Origin of the sequence: Novosphingobium sp. SG720 (assembly GCF_012275365.1) — a bacterium.
Taxonomy (GTDB): domain Bacteria; phylum Pseudomonadota; class Alphaproteobacteria; order Sphingomonadales; family Sphingomonadaceae; genus Novosphingobium; species Novosphingobium rhizosphaerae.
The window spans coordinates 456,282-472,337 of record NZ_JAAZQN010000003.1 but is presented as its reverse complement, the minus strand read 5'-3'; the positions used below and the strand labels follow the sequence as shown (position 1 = coordinate 472,337).

Annotated in this window: 14 protein-coding genes; 4 read left to right on the top strand and 10 right to left on the bottom strand. The window is 65.3% G+C overall.

The features are described 5' to 3' along the window. The first annotated feature begins 45 nt into the window (after positions 1-45). Positions 46-1,515: a carotenoid oxygenase family protein gene (locus FHW94_RS14450; protein WP_168556513.1), complete on the top strand. Its 1,470-nt coding sequence runs from the start codon at positions 46-48 to the stop codon at positions 1,513-1,515. A 48-nt stretch (positions 1,516-1,563) separates the two neighbouring features. Beyond that, the gene (locus FHW94_RS14445) at positions 1,564-2,025 is read left to right on the top strand and encodes a DUF3237 domain-containing protein (protein ID WP_168556512.1); all 462 of its coding nucleotides are present in this window, start codon (positions 1,564-1,566) and stop codon (positions 2,023-2,025) included. 124 nt (positions 2,026-2,149) lie between these two features. On the opposite strand, the gene FHW94_RS14440 is transcribed toward FHW94_RS14445, so the two are convergent. The 7 genes from FHW94_RS14440 to FHW94_RS14410 form a co-directional block, all read right to left on the bottom strand. Further along, positions 2,150-3,763 carry an MFS transporter gene (locus FHW94_RS14440; protein WP_168556511.1) on the bottom strand — a complete coding sequence of 538 codons (1,614 nt, stop codon included), beginning with the start codon at positions 3,761-3,763 and terminating at the stop codon, positions 2,150-2,152. Positions 3,764-3,765: 2 nt separating this feature from the next. After that, on the bottom strand, positions 3,766-4,617 hold the full coding sequence (locus FHW94_RS14435; RefSeq protein WP_168556510.1) for an NAD(P)H-binding protein: 852 nt from the start codon (positions 4,615-4,617) through the stop codon (positions 3,766-3,768). A 32-nt stretch (positions 4,618-4,649) separates the two neighbouring features. Beyond that, positions 4,650-5,720, bottom strand: a complete 1,071-nt coding sequence (locus tag FHW94_RS14430; RefSeq protein ID WP_168556509.1) for an amidohydrolase family protein — start codon at positions 5,718-5,720, stop codon at positions 4,650-4,652. Between the two features lie 37 nt (positions 5,721-5,757). Beyond that, complete coding sequence (locus FHW94_RS14425) at positions 5,758-6,444, bottom strand: DUF2490 domain-containing protein (RefSeq protein WP_168556508.1); 687 nt, start codon at positions 6,442-6,444, stop codon at positions 5,758-5,760. Positions 6,445-6,552: 108 nt separating this feature from the next. After that, positions 6,553-7,989: an NAD-dependent succinate-semialdehyde dehydrogenase gene (locus FHW94_RS14420; protein ID WP_168556507.1), complete on the bottom strand. Its 1,437-nt coding sequence runs from the start codon at positions 7,987-7,989 to the stop codon at positions 6,553-6,555. Between the two features lie 10 nt (positions 7,990-7,999). Beyond that, on the bottom strand, positions 8,000-8,755 hold the full coding sequence (locus tag FHW94_RS14415; protein WP_168556506.1) for a nuclear transport factor 2 family protein: 756 nt from the start codon (positions 8,753-8,755) through the stop codon (positions 8,000-8,002). Between the two features lie 54 nt (positions 8,756-8,809). Continuing rightward, positions 8,810-10,258 carry an MFS transporter gene (locus FHW94_RS14410; RefSeq protein WP_246866137.1) on the bottom strand — a complete coding sequence of 483 codons (1,449 nt, stop codon included), beginning with the start codon at positions 10,256-10,258 and terminating at the stop codon, positions 8,810-8,812. A gap of 189 nt (positions 10,259-10,447) precedes the next feature. On the opposite strand from FHW94_RS14410, the gene FHW94_RS14405 reads away from it, so the two are divergent. Both FHW94_RS14405 and FHW94_RS14400 read left to right on the top strand, forming a co-directional pair. Next, the gene (locus FHW94_RS14405) at positions 10,448-11,395 is read left to right on the top strand and encodes an SDR family NAD(P)-dependent oxidoreductase (RefSeq protein ID WP_168556505.1); all 948 of its coding nucleotides are present in this window, start codon (positions 10,448-10,450) and stop codon (positions 11,393-11,395) included. A gap of 20 nt (positions 11,396-11,415) precedes the next feature. Next, positions 11,416-12,336: an SDR family NAD(P)-dependent oxidoreductase gene (locus FHW94_RS14400; protein ID WP_168556504.1), complete on the top strand. Its 921-nt coding sequence runs from the start codon at positions 11,416-11,418 to the stop codon at positions 12,334-12,336. Between the two features lie 34 nt (positions 12,337-12,370). Here the strand turns inward: FHW94_RS14400 and FHW94_RS14395 are convergent, their stop codons facing one another. Genes FHW94_RS14395 through FHW94_RS14385 form a run of 3 tightly spaced genes read right to left on the bottom strand, consistent with a single transcriptional unit; the run spans position 12,371 to position 16,006 of the window. Next, positions 12,371-13,678, bottom strand: coding sequence for a dihydrolipoamide acetyltransferase family protein (locus tag FHW94_RS14395; RefSeq protein WP_168556503.1), 1,308 nt, complete (start codon positions 13,676-13,678; stop codon positions 12,371-12,373). Between the two features lie 4 nt (positions 13,679-13,682). Beyond that, a complete protein-coding gene (locus tag FHW94_RS14390) occupies positions 13,683-14,714 on the bottom strand; it encodes an alpha-ketoacid dehydrogenase subunit beta (RefSeq protein ID WP_246866136.1) in 1,032 nt (343 codons plus the stop codon). Next, positions 14,711-16,006: a 3-methyl-2-oxobutanoate dehydrogenase (2-methylpropanoyl-transferring) subunit alpha gene (locus FHW94_RS14385; protein WP_168556502.1), complete on the bottom strand. Its 1,296-nt coding sequence runs from the start codon at positions 16,004-16,006 to the stop codon at positions 14,711-14,713. The genes FHW94_RS14390 and FHW94_RS14385 overlap by 4 nt, the downstream gene beginning before the upstream one ends. Between the last annotated feature and the right edge of the window lie 50 nt (positions 16,007-16,056).

Genomic DNA, 16,056 nt, shown 5'->3' with positions numbered 1-16,056 from the left:
AGCGCAATTGTTAGCCAACCATACAATACCAGCAGGAGGATGCCAGTGTCTCACTTTCCCGCTTCGCCCAGCTTCACCGGCTTCAACACCCCGTCGCGGATCGAAGCCGACATCGCCGACCTGGCCCACGAAGGCGAAATTCCCCGCGAACTGAACGGGGCGTTTTACCGCGTTCAGCCAGACCCGCAATTCCCCCCGCGTCTGGGCGATGACATTGCCTTCAATGGCGATGGCATGATCACCCGCTTCCACATTCACGATGGCCAGGTGGATTTTCGCCAGCGCTGGGCCCAGACCGACAAGTGGAAGCTGGAGAAGGCAGCCGGCAAGGGCCTGTTCGGCGCCTATCGCAATCCCTTGACCGATGACGAGAGCGTGAAAGGGCAGATCCGCTCCACGGCCAACACCAACGCCTTCATCTACGCCGGAAAGCTGTGGGCAATGAAGGAAGACAGCCCCGCCCTGCTGATGGACCCGGCCAGCATGGAAACCATCGGCTTTGAAAAGTTCGGCGGCAAGATGACCGGGCAGACTTTCACATCCCATCCCAAGATCGATCCGGCCACGGGCAACATGGTGGCGATCGGCTATGCCGCCAGCGGCCTGTGCACCGATGACGTGACGTACATGGAAGTAAGCCCGAGCGGCGAACTGGTGCGCGAGGTGTGGTTCAAGGTTCCCTATTACTGCATGATGCACGATTTCGGCATCACCCAGGATTACCTGGTGCTGCACATCATCCCCTCGATCGGCAGTTGGGAACGGCTGGAAGCAGGGCTGCCGCACTTCGGTTTCGACACCACCAAGCCAGTGTACCTGGGCGTGATCCCGCGCCGCGATGGCGTGACCCAGGATGACATCCGCTGGTTCAAGCGCGACAACTGCTTTGCCAGCCACGTGCTCAACGCCTGGCAGGAAGGCAGCAAGATACACTTCCTGACGTGCGAGGCGAAGAACAACATGTTCCCGTTCTTTCCCGACGTGCACGGCGCCCCGTTCAACGGGCGCGAGGCGATGAGCTATCCCACCGATTGGGTGGTGGACCTGGCCAGCAACGGCGAGGACTTTGCCGCGATCGATCGCCTGTCGGACACGGCGTGCGAATTTCCGCGCATCGACGATCGCTTTGCCGGACGCCAGACGCGCCATGGGTGGTTCCTGGAAATGGACATGAAGCGTCCCGTGGAACTGCGCGGTGGCAGCGCCGGGGGCCTCTTGATGAATTGCCTGTTCCACAAGGATTTCGCTAGCGGAGAAGAGCAACACTGGTGGTGCGGCCCGGTCTCTTCGTTGCAGGAACCGTGCTTCATCCCGCGCAGCAAGGATGCCGCAGAAGGCGATGGCTGGATCGTGCAAGTGTGCAACCGGCTGGAAGAACAGCGCAGCGACCTGTTGATCTTCGATGCCCAGGCCATCGCCAACGGCCCGCTGGCCACCGTGCACATTCCCATTCGCCTGCGCTTTGGCCTGCACGGCAACTGGGCGGATGCGGCCGAGATTGGCCTGGCGGCGTGATCGCCTTATGCTATGCCGCATAACGATCTGGTCGATGGGAGAGCACGCATGATCAAGCCCGAACTGGAATTCGTCTATGAGGCCAGCGGCGAACTCGAACCGCCGCGCCAGATCGGGCCGACTTATGACGGCACCCGCCGCATCATCCCCATCGTGGGCGGCGGGCGCGTGGAAGGGCCGCTGATCCAGGGCCGCCTGGTGGGCAATTCGGCCGATTGGCAGCTAACCCGGCCCGACGGCGTCACCGTGGCCGATGCGCTCTATGCCATCGAGACCGACGATGGCGTGCTCATCCAGATCCGCAACAAGGGCCTGCGCCGCGGCCCGCCCGACGTGATGGCGCGCCTGGCTGCGGGGGAAGAGGTCGATCCGGCCGAATACTATTTCCGCACCGTGCCCGAATTCATCGCGCCGTTGGGCAAATACGAGTGGATGAACCAGTCGATCTTCATCTGCAGCGGCGCGCGCTATCCGCTGGGCATCAAGCTGTGGGTGTGGCGGGTTTTGTGACGTTGATTGCGGTTTCCACCACCCCCAACCTCCTCCTCTAAAGAGGATGGGGCTTTTGGTTTATACTCCCCCTCCTCTTCAGAGGGGGGGGTCGGGGGGTGGTGGAAGCCTTGTGCTACTTCCGTTACCGCCCCACCAATCCCGCCTCATCCCGCGCCGAACGCCGCGCGATCAGCAGCATGAGCACCACGATCGGCACGGCCACCGCGTTCATCGTCAGCATCGCATGGGTGAGGTTGCCGGTGGCGTCGGAAATCAGCCCAACCGCATAGGGCCCGATGCCCATGCCCACGATGGTCATGGTCAAGAGATAGAGGCTGGCGGTGATCCCGCGCATGCGCGGCAGCACCTGATCGTACATGATCGCATAGAGCGGGGGCATCCAGCCCGTCAGCACCAGGCTGTAGATCGCAAAGTGCCAATAGAACGTGGCCGGATCGGGTGAAAGGTACGTCCAGAACGAGAGGATGGGCGAAACCCCCATGGCGAACAGCGCCACCATCGCCCGGCCCGAAGACGGCAGGCGGCGGTGCAGCAGATCGGCCAGGGGGCCCCAGATCAACGGGCCGACAATGCCCATCCCGGCCGAAAGCAGTCCGAACTGCAACGCCGTGTCCTTCATCGAAAGATGATAGGTCTTGATCAGGAAGCTGGGATTGAATGCCATCATGCCATAGTTGATCGCCGATTGCAGCGTGCCCACCGCAATCGCCATGATCAGCGTGGGTGATCCGGCGATCACGCGAAACGCCTGGGCATCGTCGGCGCGCATCCGCTGCATCAGGTTGACCAGCACGAACAGGCCAAAGCCGATCACCGTCCATTGCAGGGTGTGGGCATCCACGGTGACGGGGCCAAGCGGCACCGGCGGGCGCAGCGAAAGGCCGCGGCAAACCACGGCCAGCCCCGCCATGACCGCCACGATTGCCGCCAGCGCTGCGAGGTTGAAACCCAGTGCGCGCAGATGCACGCGGCGCAGCGCCATGGCAATCCAGTGCAGCCCCGGCGTCACCCCACCCAACAGGGCAAAGCTGGCACGAAACGGATGCGGATCGACCGGCGCCGCCAGACCGTCGATGGCGCCGCGTGCCGGTTCCTTCATCGTGCCGACGAAGGCCGCCAGGACAAAGCCGGGCGCGGCGGCCACCAGAAACGCGAACTGCCAGCCCTTGAGCCCCCAGGGCGCCGCGCCGCCGGCCCAATGTTCGGTCCAGGCCTGCGCCGCCACTCCGCCCAGGATCAGCGAGCCGCCCAGCCCCAGCGCAATGGCCGAGGCCATCACCGCCATGACGAAACCGCGCCGATGCTTGGGCCAGAAATCATAGATCAGTGATGTGCCGGCCGGCTGGGTCGCCGCCTCGCCGATCCCCACGCCCAGGCGCGAGAGGGCAAGCAGGGCAAAACTGGTGGCAAGGCCACCCAGCCCGGTCGCCGCCGACCACAGCACCAGGCTGATCCCCAGCAGCCGGGTGCGCGTCCAGCCATCGGCCAGGCGGCCCACCGGCAGCGAAAACAGCGCGTAGAACAGCGCGAAGACCGTGCCGTAGAGCAGGCCCATCTCCGCATCGCCCACGCCCAGGTCCTGCTTGATCGCCGGGGCCAGGATCGCCAGGATCTGGCGATCGAGCAGGCTCATCGCATTGGTCAGCGCCACCAGCACCAGGGCATACCAGCCGCCCTTGGCAATGAGGCGAGAAGGAACGCCAGAAGGATTGGGCGCGTCGCCGGATTCCGCCATGATCAGGCCAGCGCCGCAGCGATGGTATCGCCAATCGGCGTGGTCGGCCGGCCGATCAATGCGCTGAGCGTGCGGCTGGCATCGAACAGCTGGTCCTTGCTCGATTCAAAGCTGGAATCGGCCAGCATCTGCGCCAGGAACCCGGGCAGGCCCACGCCTTCTAGCGCAGCGGCATAATCGGCCTTGGTCATGTTGACATAGGCCACCGGCTTGCCCGCCAGGCGCGAAACCTCTGCCGCGAATTCCGCCATGGTAAAGGCGGTGTCGCCCGCCAGTTCATAGACCTCGCCCCCGCGCGCGCCGATCAGCGCGGTGGCCGCCGCCGCCGCATAGTCCGCCCGCGTGGCACTGGCGATGCGTCCCTCGCCCGCGGCGCCCAGAATCGCACCATGGGCAATCGCGGGCGCCAGCGCGCCGGTATAGTTCTCGTTATACCAGCCGTTGCGCAGCAGCACGAACGGCACGCCGCTGGCGCGCAGCAAGGCTTCGGTCTGCCTGTGCTCTTCGGCCAGGCCGATGGTGGACGTATCGGCATGCAGGATCGAGGTATAGGCGATCAGCTTGACGCCAGCCGCCACGGCCGCATCGATCACGGCCTTGTGCTGCGAAACGCGCGCGCCCACGGCGTTGCCCGAAATCAGCAGCAGCCGTTCCACCCCGGCCAGCGCGGGCGCCAGCGTTTCGGGCTTGTCGTAATCGGCCACGCGGCCCAAGACTTGGGCGCCAACGCCCGCGCCTTGCAGCTTGGCCGGATCGCGCGCCAGCGCCACCACCTGGGCCGCGCCCGCGCGCGCCACCAGTTCGGCGAGCACCAGCCGCCCCAATTGCCCCGATGCCCCTGCCACTGCGTACATCGTCTCTCTCCCGTTGTTCTTGTCGTGCCGGCTTACAGCTTGAACCAGCGCTGCGCGTTGGTCTGGAAGAACTTTGCCTTGGTTTGCGGCGTCATGTCCATCGCATCCATCGCGCGCACTTCGTCGGCCACGTATTGATAGGGATAGTCCATGGCATACATCACCCGGTCCTCGCCCATCACCTCCTGGCAGAACTTGATCGCCGGCTCCCACGCCATGCCCGAATTGGTAACCAGCACGTTGGAGCGCAGGTATTCGGCGATGGTCTTCTTGAGCGGCTTCATCCGCGCATAGCGCTGCGAACGCACCCCGGCCTGGTGCATGTAGTCCAGGCGATAGAGCCAGTAGGGCAGCGCTTCGCCCATGTGGCCCACCATGATCTGCAAGCTGGGATACTTGTCGAAAATGCCGATGGTGATCAGCCGCAGCAGGTGCATCCCGGTTTCGACGCCGAAACCAAAGATCGCGCCGTCAAGGCCGGCCTCCAGCATCGGCCCGATCATGGCATCGGGCGGGGTTGCCGGGTGGATGTACAGCGGCTGGTCCACTTCCACGAGGGCGCGGAAGATCGGATCGAAGAAATCCTCGTCCAGATAGCGGCCTTGGGTATGGCTGTTGATCTGGATGCCCTTGAAGCCCAGTTCCTTGGCCCCGCGATGGATTTCGCGGGCGGACCATTCCGGATCCTGCGGCGCCACCGTGCCCAGCCCGATGAAGCGGTCGGGATAGGTCTCGCACGCCTGGGCCAGCCGGTCGTTGGCGCGCGCGGCAATCGCCTTGGCCTCGTCCAGGTTGGTCAAGGGCTGCACGCCGGGCGATGTCAGCGCCAGGATCGCCTTGTCGATGCCGGTGGCATCCATGTCGGCAATGCGCCTCGGCCCTAAGTCGAGCAGCCGCTCCATGATCTGCACCGCCCGCTCCGACGGCGATTGCGCATAAAAGCCCCAGAGCGAGACCATGCCCTTGTCTGCCTCGCCATCGCGGATCATGCGCAGATAGGCATCGACCTGTTCCTGCGTGGCAAAGGCTTCTTCGGTGGCGATGCGCAAGTATCCTTGCGCGCCACCTGTTTTCAGATCGCCGGTCTTGAGTTCCTGGGTCATGCGGGCCTCTCCTGGTTATGGGCCAGCCCGCGCGCGATCACCTGCGGATCATCAGCGACAGGCTGGCAATGTGATTCATCCGGTCTTCGCGCGCCGGGCGGGACACGTATTGGCCCGAGTAGCCGGCCTCCACGCTGATCCCCTTCGCCAGCGGCACGGCCAGGCCGGCAAAGCCGCGCAACTGGTCGAAGCCCGATTTCTGGCCCCACCCGGTGCGGTTGAGGCCCACGAACGGCTCGGCCCAGACCACCGCCTGCGGCGTGCCCGGCTTGCCCAGCGGCACGTCCAGGCGCACCAGTTGGCGCAGGCGCCAGCCGGTGCCGCCCTGCCCTTCCAGCATGCGCTGTTCCAGACGCGTGCGCCCTGTCAGCGTCGGGCGTGTCGTGCCATTGCCTGCCCCGTCGCCAAAGGCGCGCCAGGTCACCTGCTCGAATACGCGATGCTCGTGGGTCACCCGGCCGCCCAGCGGATCGGTGCGGATATAGCCATAGCCGCCCCACACCGTGGTCGATCGATCCAGCTTCACCCCCAGCGCGCCGCGCGCAATCGCCTGGCCGGCGCGCTCGGCATCGTCGGTCAGGCGCAGTTGCAGGTCGGTGAACAGCACCAGGTCCTGGTTCAGGTTGAGAAACGATTGCTGCGCCAGCCACACTTGGGCGTCGTCCTCCGCGGCCAGCGCGGGGGTGGCGGCCAGCATCAGGGCACAGACAGAAAGACGGCGCATGGGGCACTCCGGCAGGAAGGGGGTAAACCCGCCCCGCTATGCCTCTTGCTTTGCCACAGTGTTGCCCAGCCATGACGTTGCGTATGACTGGGCACATGACGGGGCGCATCAGGCTTCGTGCACGGTCTTGGTCACCAGGCACGCCATCAGGCCCTCGGGCCCGTCCTCGTGCCCGTGGCCCGACCATTTCACCCCGCCAAATGGCGCGTCCGCCCCGCCGATCATCGTGGTGTTGATGCCAAGCATCCCGGTTTCCACTTCGGCCGCGACGCGGGCACGCGTGGCGTGGCCCTGGCACCAGGCATAGGCTGCCAGGCCATAGGGCAGGCGGTTGGCTTCCGCGATCATCGCATCGGCATCGGCAAAGCGGTTGATCAGCGCCACCGGGCCGAACGGCTCCTCGTTCATGATCGCTGCATCAAGCGGAATGTCGGACAGCACGGTGGGCGCAAAGAAGAACCCGGCATTGCCGATCCGCTCTCCCCCGGTGTGCAGCCGTGCGCCGCGCCCGCGCGCATCGCCGATCAGCCGTTCCATCGCTTCGGGCCGGCGCGGGTTGGCCATCGGCCCCATCTGCACGCCTTCGTCCAGCCCGTTGCCCACGCGTACCTGGGCGGCGCGCGCGGCAAAGCCATCGCGAAACGCCTCGAACACCGGCTCTTCCACGATGAAGCGCGTGGGGCTGACGCAGACCTGCCCGGCGTTGCGATACTTGTGCGCCACGGCGGTTTCGATCGCGCGGTCGAGATCGGCATCGGCAAAGACCAGCACCGGGCCATGGCCGCCCAGTTCCATCGTGGTGCGCTTCATGTCGTCGGCCGCCAGCTTGGCCAGATGCTGGCCCACCTGGGTCGATCCGGTGAACGACAGCTTGCGGATCACCGGGCTACCCAACAAGTGCCGGCTCACTTGATCGGGCACGCCGAACACCGCCTGGGCCACTTGCGGCGGCAGCCCGGCGTCGAGCAGGCATTGCAGCACACCCAGCGCGCTGGCCGGGGTTTCCTCCGCCGCTTTCAGGATCACCGAACAGCCCGCCGCCACTGGCGCGCCCAGCTTGCGCCCGGGGTTGCCCAGCGGGAAGTTCCACGGCGCAAAGGCCGCCACCGGACCTACCGGCTCGTGCGTCACGGTCGATCGCATGCCGGTGGGTCGCACCAGCGCGCGGCCATAGATGCGCTGCACTTCCCCGGCATAGAACTGGAACAGGCCCACGTTCATCAAGACTTCGATCCGTGCCTCGGCCAGGGTCTTGCCCTGTTCCAGCGTGGCCACGCGGGCCAGGTCTTCCTGCCGCTCCAGCATCAGCCGCGCCGCGCCATTGAGCACGGCGGCGCGCTGCTGCGGGGTGGATTTGCGCCACAGGGCAAAACCCTGGGCGGCCGCCTCCAGCGCGGCATCAAGGTCTGCGGCGTCGGCCAGCGGCAATTCGCCCAGCACGGCGCCGGTGGCCGGGTTGACCACGGCATGGGTGCGCCGCCCACCCCCGCTCACGCGCTGGCCGTTGATGATCATGCAAAGCGAGGGATAGGCGGTTGTCGTCATGGTCTGTGGCTTACTTCGCAGCGATGGCGGCATCGTGATCGAGGTCGCGCTGCAGGCGCTGCGCTTCGATCGGCTTGCCGGTGATCGGATGGTTCATGTGGAACGGGGTGATCTTGTGGGTGGGCCACAACCAGTGGCCTTCCAGCAGTTCGTCCGGCCCGGTGGGATCGGTGGGATAAGTCACCTTGGGGAACGGCACGTATTCAGGCGGGGTATTGGCCCAGCCGCTTTCAAAGTCGCCGTGCCAGATCGGCATGTAGTTCAGGATATGGATGTGCCACTTGCCGTCCACCTTCTTGTAGGTGTTCTCGTAAATGCCACCTTCCCACCACTGCCGGGCCTTGAGGTGCGGCGCATCGCCCTCGAAATCCTTGTGGCGCCCGGCCTGCATCATCGAGCGCGCACGCGCCAGCGCGGTCACGCCGTCAGGCTGGATGTCGATGATGTCCTGCAACTGCGGATGGTCGAGCAGGAAGCCATCGATCGGGCCGTTGTTGCCATAGGTGAAGCGCTTCTGGAACCGCTCCACATAGAGCCGGCGAATGCCTTCCTTGCCTTTCCAGGTGCCGCCGAAGAAGCGCACTTCGCCATCCGGGGTGAACAGGTCCACCGTCTCGTTATAGAGGCACTTGTCGATCAGGTAGCCATAGAGGTGCTGCAGCTTGCGCACGTCCAGTTCATCTTCGCGCACGGTCAGCCGCGCTTCCACTTGCGCCAGTTTTTCCTCCAGCGCGGCAATACGATCGCTTCCGGTTTCGCCCGTCATCACTCTCTCCACTTTGTTTGTCTAACTAACAAATTGCGGATCGGGACCGGGCTGTCAACGCCCTTGCGCCTCGAGGCGGGCCACTTCCTCGCGATAGGGGCGGATGGCCAGGATCATCGAGATCGTCGCAATCGGCAGCAGGGCGGCGGCGGTGATCACCAGCGCCTTCCACAGCTGTGCTTCCACGCCCACGATGCGCTGCGCCACAACGCCCACCACAAAGCTGCCCATCGCACCGAAAAAGGTGAACATGAACAGATAGATCGCTGTTACCTGCCCGCGCATTTCATTGGGCGCGATGCGCTGGATCGCGGCGTTCTGCGGCACGGCCCCAGCCAGGCCGAACATGCCGCTCAGCGCCATGACCGCCAGGCTCGTCTCGCCCGTGGGCATCAGCGGTGAGACGATCGCGCAGACCGTGACCAGGCCGAACAGGATCGCCGCACAGCGCACGTTGGCATCCTTGTGGCGCTTGGCCATCCATTCCACGAACACGCCGCCCAGGAACACGCCCAGCAACGAGCTGACCAGCAGCATCGGGGCCATGACCATGCCGATCCGCCCTTCGTCCCAGCCATACGTGCGGATCATGAACGGCACCCGCCAGAACGCCAGGCCGAACGTCTCGACCGCCGCCAGCGCCAGCCCCAGGAACAGCGGATAATAGACCCGCCCGCGCGCATGGATCGCACGCATGGCATCAAGCCCGGTGAACGCCAGGATGCGCCGCCCCAGACCGGGGCGTTCCAGGTCTGCCCCGCGGCTGGCGGCCGGCGCCAGGCCCCGCCGCGCCGGCTCGCGAATCGCCAGCAGCAGCAGCGCCGCCACCAGCCCGAGCGCGGCCTGCCCCAGCAGGATCAGCTGCCAGGAATGCACGTGCAGGCCCAGCACCACCGGATCGGACACGCCCGCCAGCCACACGATCAGCTTGCCGCCCAGCGCCACGCCCACCGTGGTCCCGCCGATGAAGCCCAGTTGCAGCACGGCAAAGGCGCGCGTGATCTTTCGTGGTGGGAAGAAATCGGCCAGCAGCGAATAGGATGCCGGCGCATGCGCCGATCCGCCCGCGCCCAGGAACATGCGCGTGCCGACGAACTGGCCAAAGCCCTGGGCCAGCCCGCCCAGCGCCATGATCGTGCCGGTGGCCAGCATGCCCCCCGCCAGCACCAGCCGCCGGGGATAGACATCGGCCAGTCGCGCCAGCGGAATGCCCACCACCACGAAAAAGATCACGCTGGCCGGCCCACCCAGAAAGCCGAGCTGTTCGTCGCTCAGGCCGAAGTCCAGCTTGATGCGCTGGGCCAGCATGCCGAACACCGTCTGGTCGAAGAAATTGAGGAACGTGGCCAGCACGATGGCAAAGAGCGCGAACCACGCCGCCCCTGCCGAAGGCCAGCTTCGTGCGTCGGTTCCGCCGCCCGGCGCGCCTTGCGCCGCATCGGCTTCTGCCTGAATCGCCGCCACCCCGTCATCAGGTAGCGTCGGCGCCATTGCACCTGCCATCGCTTGTCTCCTCTCCCGGCCGGCCCCTGTTTGACACAGAGCTTGAATCGGGGCCTTTTGATCCGGTGCATTGTTAGTCTTGCATACAATTCCCAGGTAGTGAATAGGTAAGGCGAAAAACAGATTCCGCGCCACAGCCGGCGCTGGTCATCATAACAAACGTTACATCGAAACAATCGGAGAGGAAGCATGCAGAATCTTGCGGGCAAGACGGCACTCGTCACCGGGGGGGCCAGCGGCATCGGCCTGGGCATTGCCAAGGCGCTGCTTGGCGCGGGCATGAACGTGGCCATCGCCGACATTCGCGACGATCACCTGGCCGAGGGCGGCGCCGAACTGGCGCAAGGGACCGATGGCGCCACCGATCGCATCCTGGCGCTCAAGCTCGATGTCACCAATCGTGCGAATTATGCCGAGGTGGCCGACGCGATCGAGGCGCGCTTTGGCAAGATCCACCTGCTGGTCAACAATGCCGGCGTGGCCGTGGTCGGCCCCACCGACCTTGCCACCTTTGCCGATTGGGATTGGGTCATGGGGGTGAACCTGGGCGGCACGATCAACGGCATCGTCACCGTGCTGCCGCGCATCCTCGCCCATGGCGAAGGCGGCCATATCGTCAACACCGCGTCGATGTCCGCACTGGTGCCCGCAGCAGCCACCACGATCTATTCCTCGGGCAAGGCCGCCGTCACCTCGATGATGGAATGCATGCGCCCCGAACTTGAACCGCGTGGCGTGATCTGCTCGGCCTTTTGCCCCGGCGCCGTGCAGTCCAACATTGCCGAAGCGGGCAAGACGCGCCCCGCAGACCTGGCCGAAACCGGCTATGCCGAAGCCGACAAGCGGCGCCAGGCCGGGGGCAATTTCTCGCACCTCTACCAGACCAAGGAAGAAGTCGGCCAGCGCGTGCTCGAAGGCATCCTGAACGACGAACTCTACATCCTCACCCATTCCGAATTCCTGGTGGGCGTGCGCGAGCGCGGTGAAGCGACCACGGCCGCGGTGCAAACCCACCTGCCGGAAAACCCGGAATACAAGCAGACCTTTGCCATGCTGTTCCGCAACCCGGCGATCACCGCCGAAATCGAACGGCAAAACGCGCTCAAGGCCGCGCGCACCGAAAAGACGCCGGCCTGACCGGAAGGAGAGGAAAGACCATGAAGGATTTTGCGGGCCGCACGGCCTTTGTCACCGGCGGCGCCAATGGCGTCGGCATCGGCCTCGTCCGCCAGTTGCTCAACGAAGGCTGCAAGGTGGCGATTGCCGACATTCGCCAGGACTCGATCGACAAGGCCCTGGCCAGCCTCGACAATCGCGAAGTCATGGGCGTGCAGCTCGACGTATCGAGCCGCGAGGCCTTCCGCGATGCGGCCGACCGGGTGGAGGCCGAATTCGGCCCGGTCTCGCTCTTGTTCAACAACGCCGGGGTCAACCTTTTCCAGCCGATCGAGGAATCGAGCTATGACGACTGGGACTGGTTGCTCGGCGTCAATCTCCACGGCGTGATCAACGGCGTGATGACGTTCGTTCCGCGCATGGTGGAACGGGTGAAGGCCGGCACGCAAAAAGGCGGGCACATCACGAACACCGCCTCGATGGCCGCGTTCCTCGCCGCCGGCACACCGGGGATCTACAACACCACCAAGTTCGCCGTGCGCGGTCTTTCGGAATCGCTGCACTATTCCCTGCTGCAATATGGCATCGGCGTGTCGGTGCTGTGCCCCGGCCTCGTCAAAAGCTATATCTACGCCAGCGACGCGATCCGCCCGGATGGGTTGAAAGCCGGGGCCAAGCCGGTGAACCAGGAAGCGGTGGAGCGCCTGGCCGGCGTGCACGAATTCGGCATGGAGCCGGACGTGATCGCGCAGCGCACGCTCGACGCGATGCGCGAAAACCGCCTGCACATCTTCTCGCACCCCGACCACAAGGAGGAGATGCGCGAGATCTTCGACGAAATCATCGATGAATACCGCGACTATCCCAAGGACAACGGCCACGACCAGCGCGTCGCGTTCGAAGCCTTCCGCCGCGACTCCTTTGCCAAGGCGCGCGCCGCCTCCCGCGCGTCGGATTTCTGAATGGGTGCGGGGAGCGCAACCGCGCTCCCCGCCATCACGCCAAGATCAACGCCGGCGTCTCGATCAGCTTCTTCACCGCCTGAACAAAGCTCGCCGCATCCCAGCCGTCGACCACGCGATGGTCGCAGCTGATCGAAATGTTCATCAGCTTGCGCTTGGCAATGCGCTCGCCGCCCAGGCCATCGGGCACGAACATCGGCCGCTCGACGATGCGATTGGGGCCGATGATCGCCACTTCGGGCCGGTTGATGACCGGCGTCGTCGCGACGCCGCCCAGCGGCCCGAGCGACGTGATCGTGAACGTCGAGCCGGAAAGCTCGTCCGCCTTGGCCGTGCCATTGCGCGCGGCTTCGGCCAGCCGCGCGATTTCCTGCGCCAGGGCCCAGGGGTTCTTGTCCTGCGCGTTGCGGATCACCGGGACCATCAGGCCAGCCGGGGTCTGCGTCGCCATGCCCAGATGCACCGCGCCGTGGCGCGTGACCACGCCTGCTTCATCGTCATAGCGGGCGTTGAGCATGGGAAACTGCGGCAACGTGCGGCAGATCGCCACGATCAGCAGCGGCAGCATGGTCAGGCGCGGACGATCGAGCCCCCCGGCATTGAGCTGCGCGCGCAGTTCTTCCAGCGCCGTCACATCGCATTCTTCCACATAGGAAAAGTGCGGGATCGCGCGCTTCGACGCGGCCATGTTCTCGGCAATGCGGCGGCGCAGGCCGATCACTTTCACCTGCTCGTCCGCGCGCGCCACGCCCGCCGGGGCATAGCTGCGGTTATAGGCCAGGAACTGATCGAGATCGCCATGCCGCACGCGCCCATCCTGCGAGGGGCGCACTTGCGCCAGATCGATCCCCAGTTCCTGCGCGCGCTGGCGCACGGCCGGGCTGGCCAGGACGCGCATGCTTTCCCGCCCTTCGAGAAGCTCAGGGCGAACGGGTTTTGAGGTTTCTTGCCTGGTTTCCGTTCGGGCTGCGCTTGTCGAAGCCCCCTGCGCGACCTCAACCTCCGCCCCATGCCCTTCGACAGGCTCAGGGCGAACGGGACTTGGGGCAATTTCCGCAGGTTCCGTTGGGGCTGAGCCCGTCGAAGCCCCCGCCTCAACATCGGCAACCTCGATTTCCACCAGCATGGAGCCGATCGGAATCCGCTCGCCCACTTCGCCCGCGATCGCCACCACGCGCCCCGCCACCGGGCTTTCCATCTCCACGGTGGCCTTGTCGGTCATCATGTCGGCCAGCGGGCTGTCCTCGCCCACCATGTCGCCTGGCTGCACATGCCAGGCCACGATCTCGGCCTCGGCAATGCCTTCGCCAATGTCGGGCAGGCGGAAGGTGTAAAGCGCCATGGGATCAATCCTTGCAAATGCGGTCAAGGGCTTCGCCGATGCGCACGGCACCGGGGAAATAGGCCCATTCCAGGCTGTGCGGATAGGGCGTGTCGAACCCTGTCACGCGCTCGATCGGCACTTCCAGTTCATAGAAGCAATGCTCCTGCACCAGGGCGGAAAGCTCTGCGCCAAAGCCCCCCGTGCGTGTCGCTTCGTGCACGATCATGCAGCGCCCGGTCTTGCGCACCGATTGCTTGATCGTCTCGATATCCAGCGGCACCAAGGTGCGCAGGTCGATGACTTCGGCGTCCACGCCCTTGTCCACGCACACCGCGTGGGCCACGTGCACCATCGTGCCATAGGCCAGCACCGTCACGCCCTCGCCCTCGCGCACCACGCGGGCCTTGCCCAGCGGCACGGTGTAGTGGCCTTCGGGCACTTCGCTGTCGGGGTGCTTGCTCCACGGCTCCACCGGACGGTCATAGGCGCCGGTAAACGGCCCGTTGTAGATGCGCTTGGGCTCGAAAAAGATCACCGGGTCGTTGTCTTCGATCGCCGCGATCAACAGCCCCTTCGCATCATAGGGGTTCGAAGGAATCACCGTTTTAAGGCCCGCCACATGGGTAAACAGCGCTTCCGGGCTCTGGCTGTGGGTCTGCCCGCCAAAGATGCCGCCGCCAAAGGGCGAACGCACGGTCAGCGGTGCAATGAACTCCCCCGCCGAGCGATAGCGCAGCCGCGCCGCTTCCGACACAAGCTGATCAAGGCCGGGATAGATATAGTCGGCAAACTGGATTTCGGGCACCGGGCGCAGGCCATAGGCGCCCATGCCCACCGCCACGCCGATGATCCCGCATTCGCTGATCGGGGTATCGAACACGCGGGTCTTGCCATACTTCTTCTGCAGGCCGGCCGTGGCGCGGAACACCCCGCCGAAATAACCCACGTCCTCGCCCATGATCACCACGGACGGGTCGCGCGCCATCATCACGTCGAGCGCGTCGTTGATCGCCTCGATCATCGTCATGCGGCGGCACGTTACCAAGTCGCTCATGGCATATCGTCTCCGTCCTCGGGCCGCCAATCGGGCCACTTGATCCGCCGCTCGCGCATCGCCTGCTCGCTCTGCTCCTGAAGGTGCCAGGGCAGCGTCTCGAACACGTCCTCGAACATGGTGTGGAACGGATGGTGCAGCCCGTGGCCCAGCACGCCATTGGCCTCGGCCGCACGGGTGGCGGTCTTCACCTGCTCGGCCAGGTCCAGGTCCATCGCCGCCTGGCGCTCCTCGTCCCATTCGCCCAGGGCAATCAGGTGGTCCTTGAGCCGCGCGATCGGATCGCCCAGCGGCCACGAACTGCGCTCCTGCGCGCTGCGATATTGCGAGGGATCGTCGGAAGTCGAATGCCCCTCGGCGCGATAGGTAAAATGCTCGATCAGCGTGGGGCCGGCATTGCTGCGCGCGCGGTTGGCGGCCCAGCGCGTGGCGGCATAGACCGCCAGGGGATCGTTGCCGTCCACGCGCAACCCGGCAATGCCATGGCCGATGGCGCGCGCGGCAAAGGTCTGCCGCTCGCCCCCGGCAAAGCCCGAAAAGCTGGAAATGGCCCACTGGTTGTTGACCACATTGAGCACGACCGGCGCGTTATAGACCGTGGCAAAGGTCATCGCCGAATGGAAATCGCCCTCGGCGGTCGATCCTTCGCCCACCCAGGCCGCGGCGATGCGCGTGTCTGCTGAAATCGCGCTGGCCATGGCCCAGCCGACCGCCTGCGGCAATTGCGTGGCGAGGTTGCCGGAAATGGTGAAAAAGCCATAGTCGCGCGCCGAATACATGATCGGCAACTGCCGGCCTTTCAGCTTATCCGCCTTGTTGGAATAGATCTGGTTGATCATCTCTGTCAGCGGATAGCCGCGCGTGATCAGGATGCCCTGCTGGCGATAGCTGGGAAAGACCATGTCATCGGCGGCCAGAGCCATGGCCGGCGCCACCGAGGTGGCTTCCTCGCCGGTACACTTCATATAGAAGCTGGTCTTGCCCTGGCGCTGGCCGCGAAACATGCGCTCGTCGAACGCGCGGGTCAGCGCCATGTTGCGCAGCATGGATCGCAGCGTTTCCGCGTCCAGCCGGGGATTCCACGGTCCTTGTGCATGGCCTGCTTCGTCCAGCACGCGGATCAGGTCGGTGCACAACGGCCAGGTTTCCGACGCGGCACAGACCTCGTCGGGACGCGGCTGGGCGCCGGCCTTGGGCAGGATCACCCCGCTCCAGTCGGGCGCCGCGCCGGGGCGGGCCTTGGGCTCGGGCACATGCAGCGCCAGGGGCTGCTGGTTGGCGATTTCTGCCACGGGCTTTCTCTCCCAAGCCTTGAACGGTCATGACAGGATAACGCAAAAGG

Excerpts from the sequence above, each read along its gene's own strand:
- FHW94_RS14405 (WP_168556505.1), top strand. The coding sequence starts at position 10,448 with ATGCAGAATCTTGCGGGCAAGACGGCACTCGTCACCGGGGGGGCCAGC.
- FHW94_RS14390 (WP_246866136.1), bottom strand. The coding sequence starts at position 14,714 with ATGAGCGACTTGGTAACGTGCCGCCGCATGACGATGATCGAGGCGATC.
- FHW94_RS14435 (WP_168556510.1), bottom strand. The coding sequence starts at position 4,617 with ATGTACGCAGTGGCAGGGGCATCGGGGCAATTGGGGCGGCTGGTGCTC.
- FHW94_RS14420 (WP_168556507.1), bottom strand. The coding sequence starts at position 7,989 with ATGACGACAACCGCCTATCCCTCGCTTTGCATGATCATCAACGGCCAG.
- FHW94_RS14410 (WP_246866137.1), bottom strand. The coding sequence starts at position 10,258 with ATGGCAGGTGCAATGGCGCCGACGCTACCTGATGACGGGGTGGCGGCG.
- FHW94_RS14425 (WP_168556508.1), bottom strand. The coding sequence starts at position 6,444 with ATGCGCCGTCTTTCTGTCTGTGCCCTGATGCTGGCCGCCACCCCCGCG.
- FHW94_RS14415 (WP_168556506.1), bottom strand. The coding sequence starts at position 8,755 with ATGACGGGCGAAACCGGAAGCGATCGTATTGCCGCGCTGGAGGAAAAA.
- FHW94_RS14400 (WP_168556504.1), top strand. The coding sequence starts at position 11,416 with ATGAAGGATTTTGCGGGCCGCACGGCCTTTGTCACCGGCGGCGCCAAT.
- FHW94_RS14440 (WP_168556511.1), bottom strand. The coding sequence starts at position 3,763 with ATGGCGGAATCCGGCGACGCGCCCAATCCTTCTGGCGTTCCTTCTCGC.
- FHW94_RS14445 (WP_168556512.1), top strand. The coding sequence starts at position 1,564 with ATGATCAAGCCCGAACTGGAATTCGTCTATGAGGCCAGCGGCGAACTC.
- FHW94_RS14430 (WP_168556509.1), bottom strand. The coding sequence starts at position 5,720 with ATGACCCAGGAACTCAAGACCGGCGATCTGAAAACAGGTGGCGCGCAA.
- FHW94_RS14395 (WP_168556503.1), bottom strand. The coding sequence starts at position 13,678 with ATGGCGCTTTACACCTTCCGCCTGCCCGACATTGGCGAAGGCATTGCC.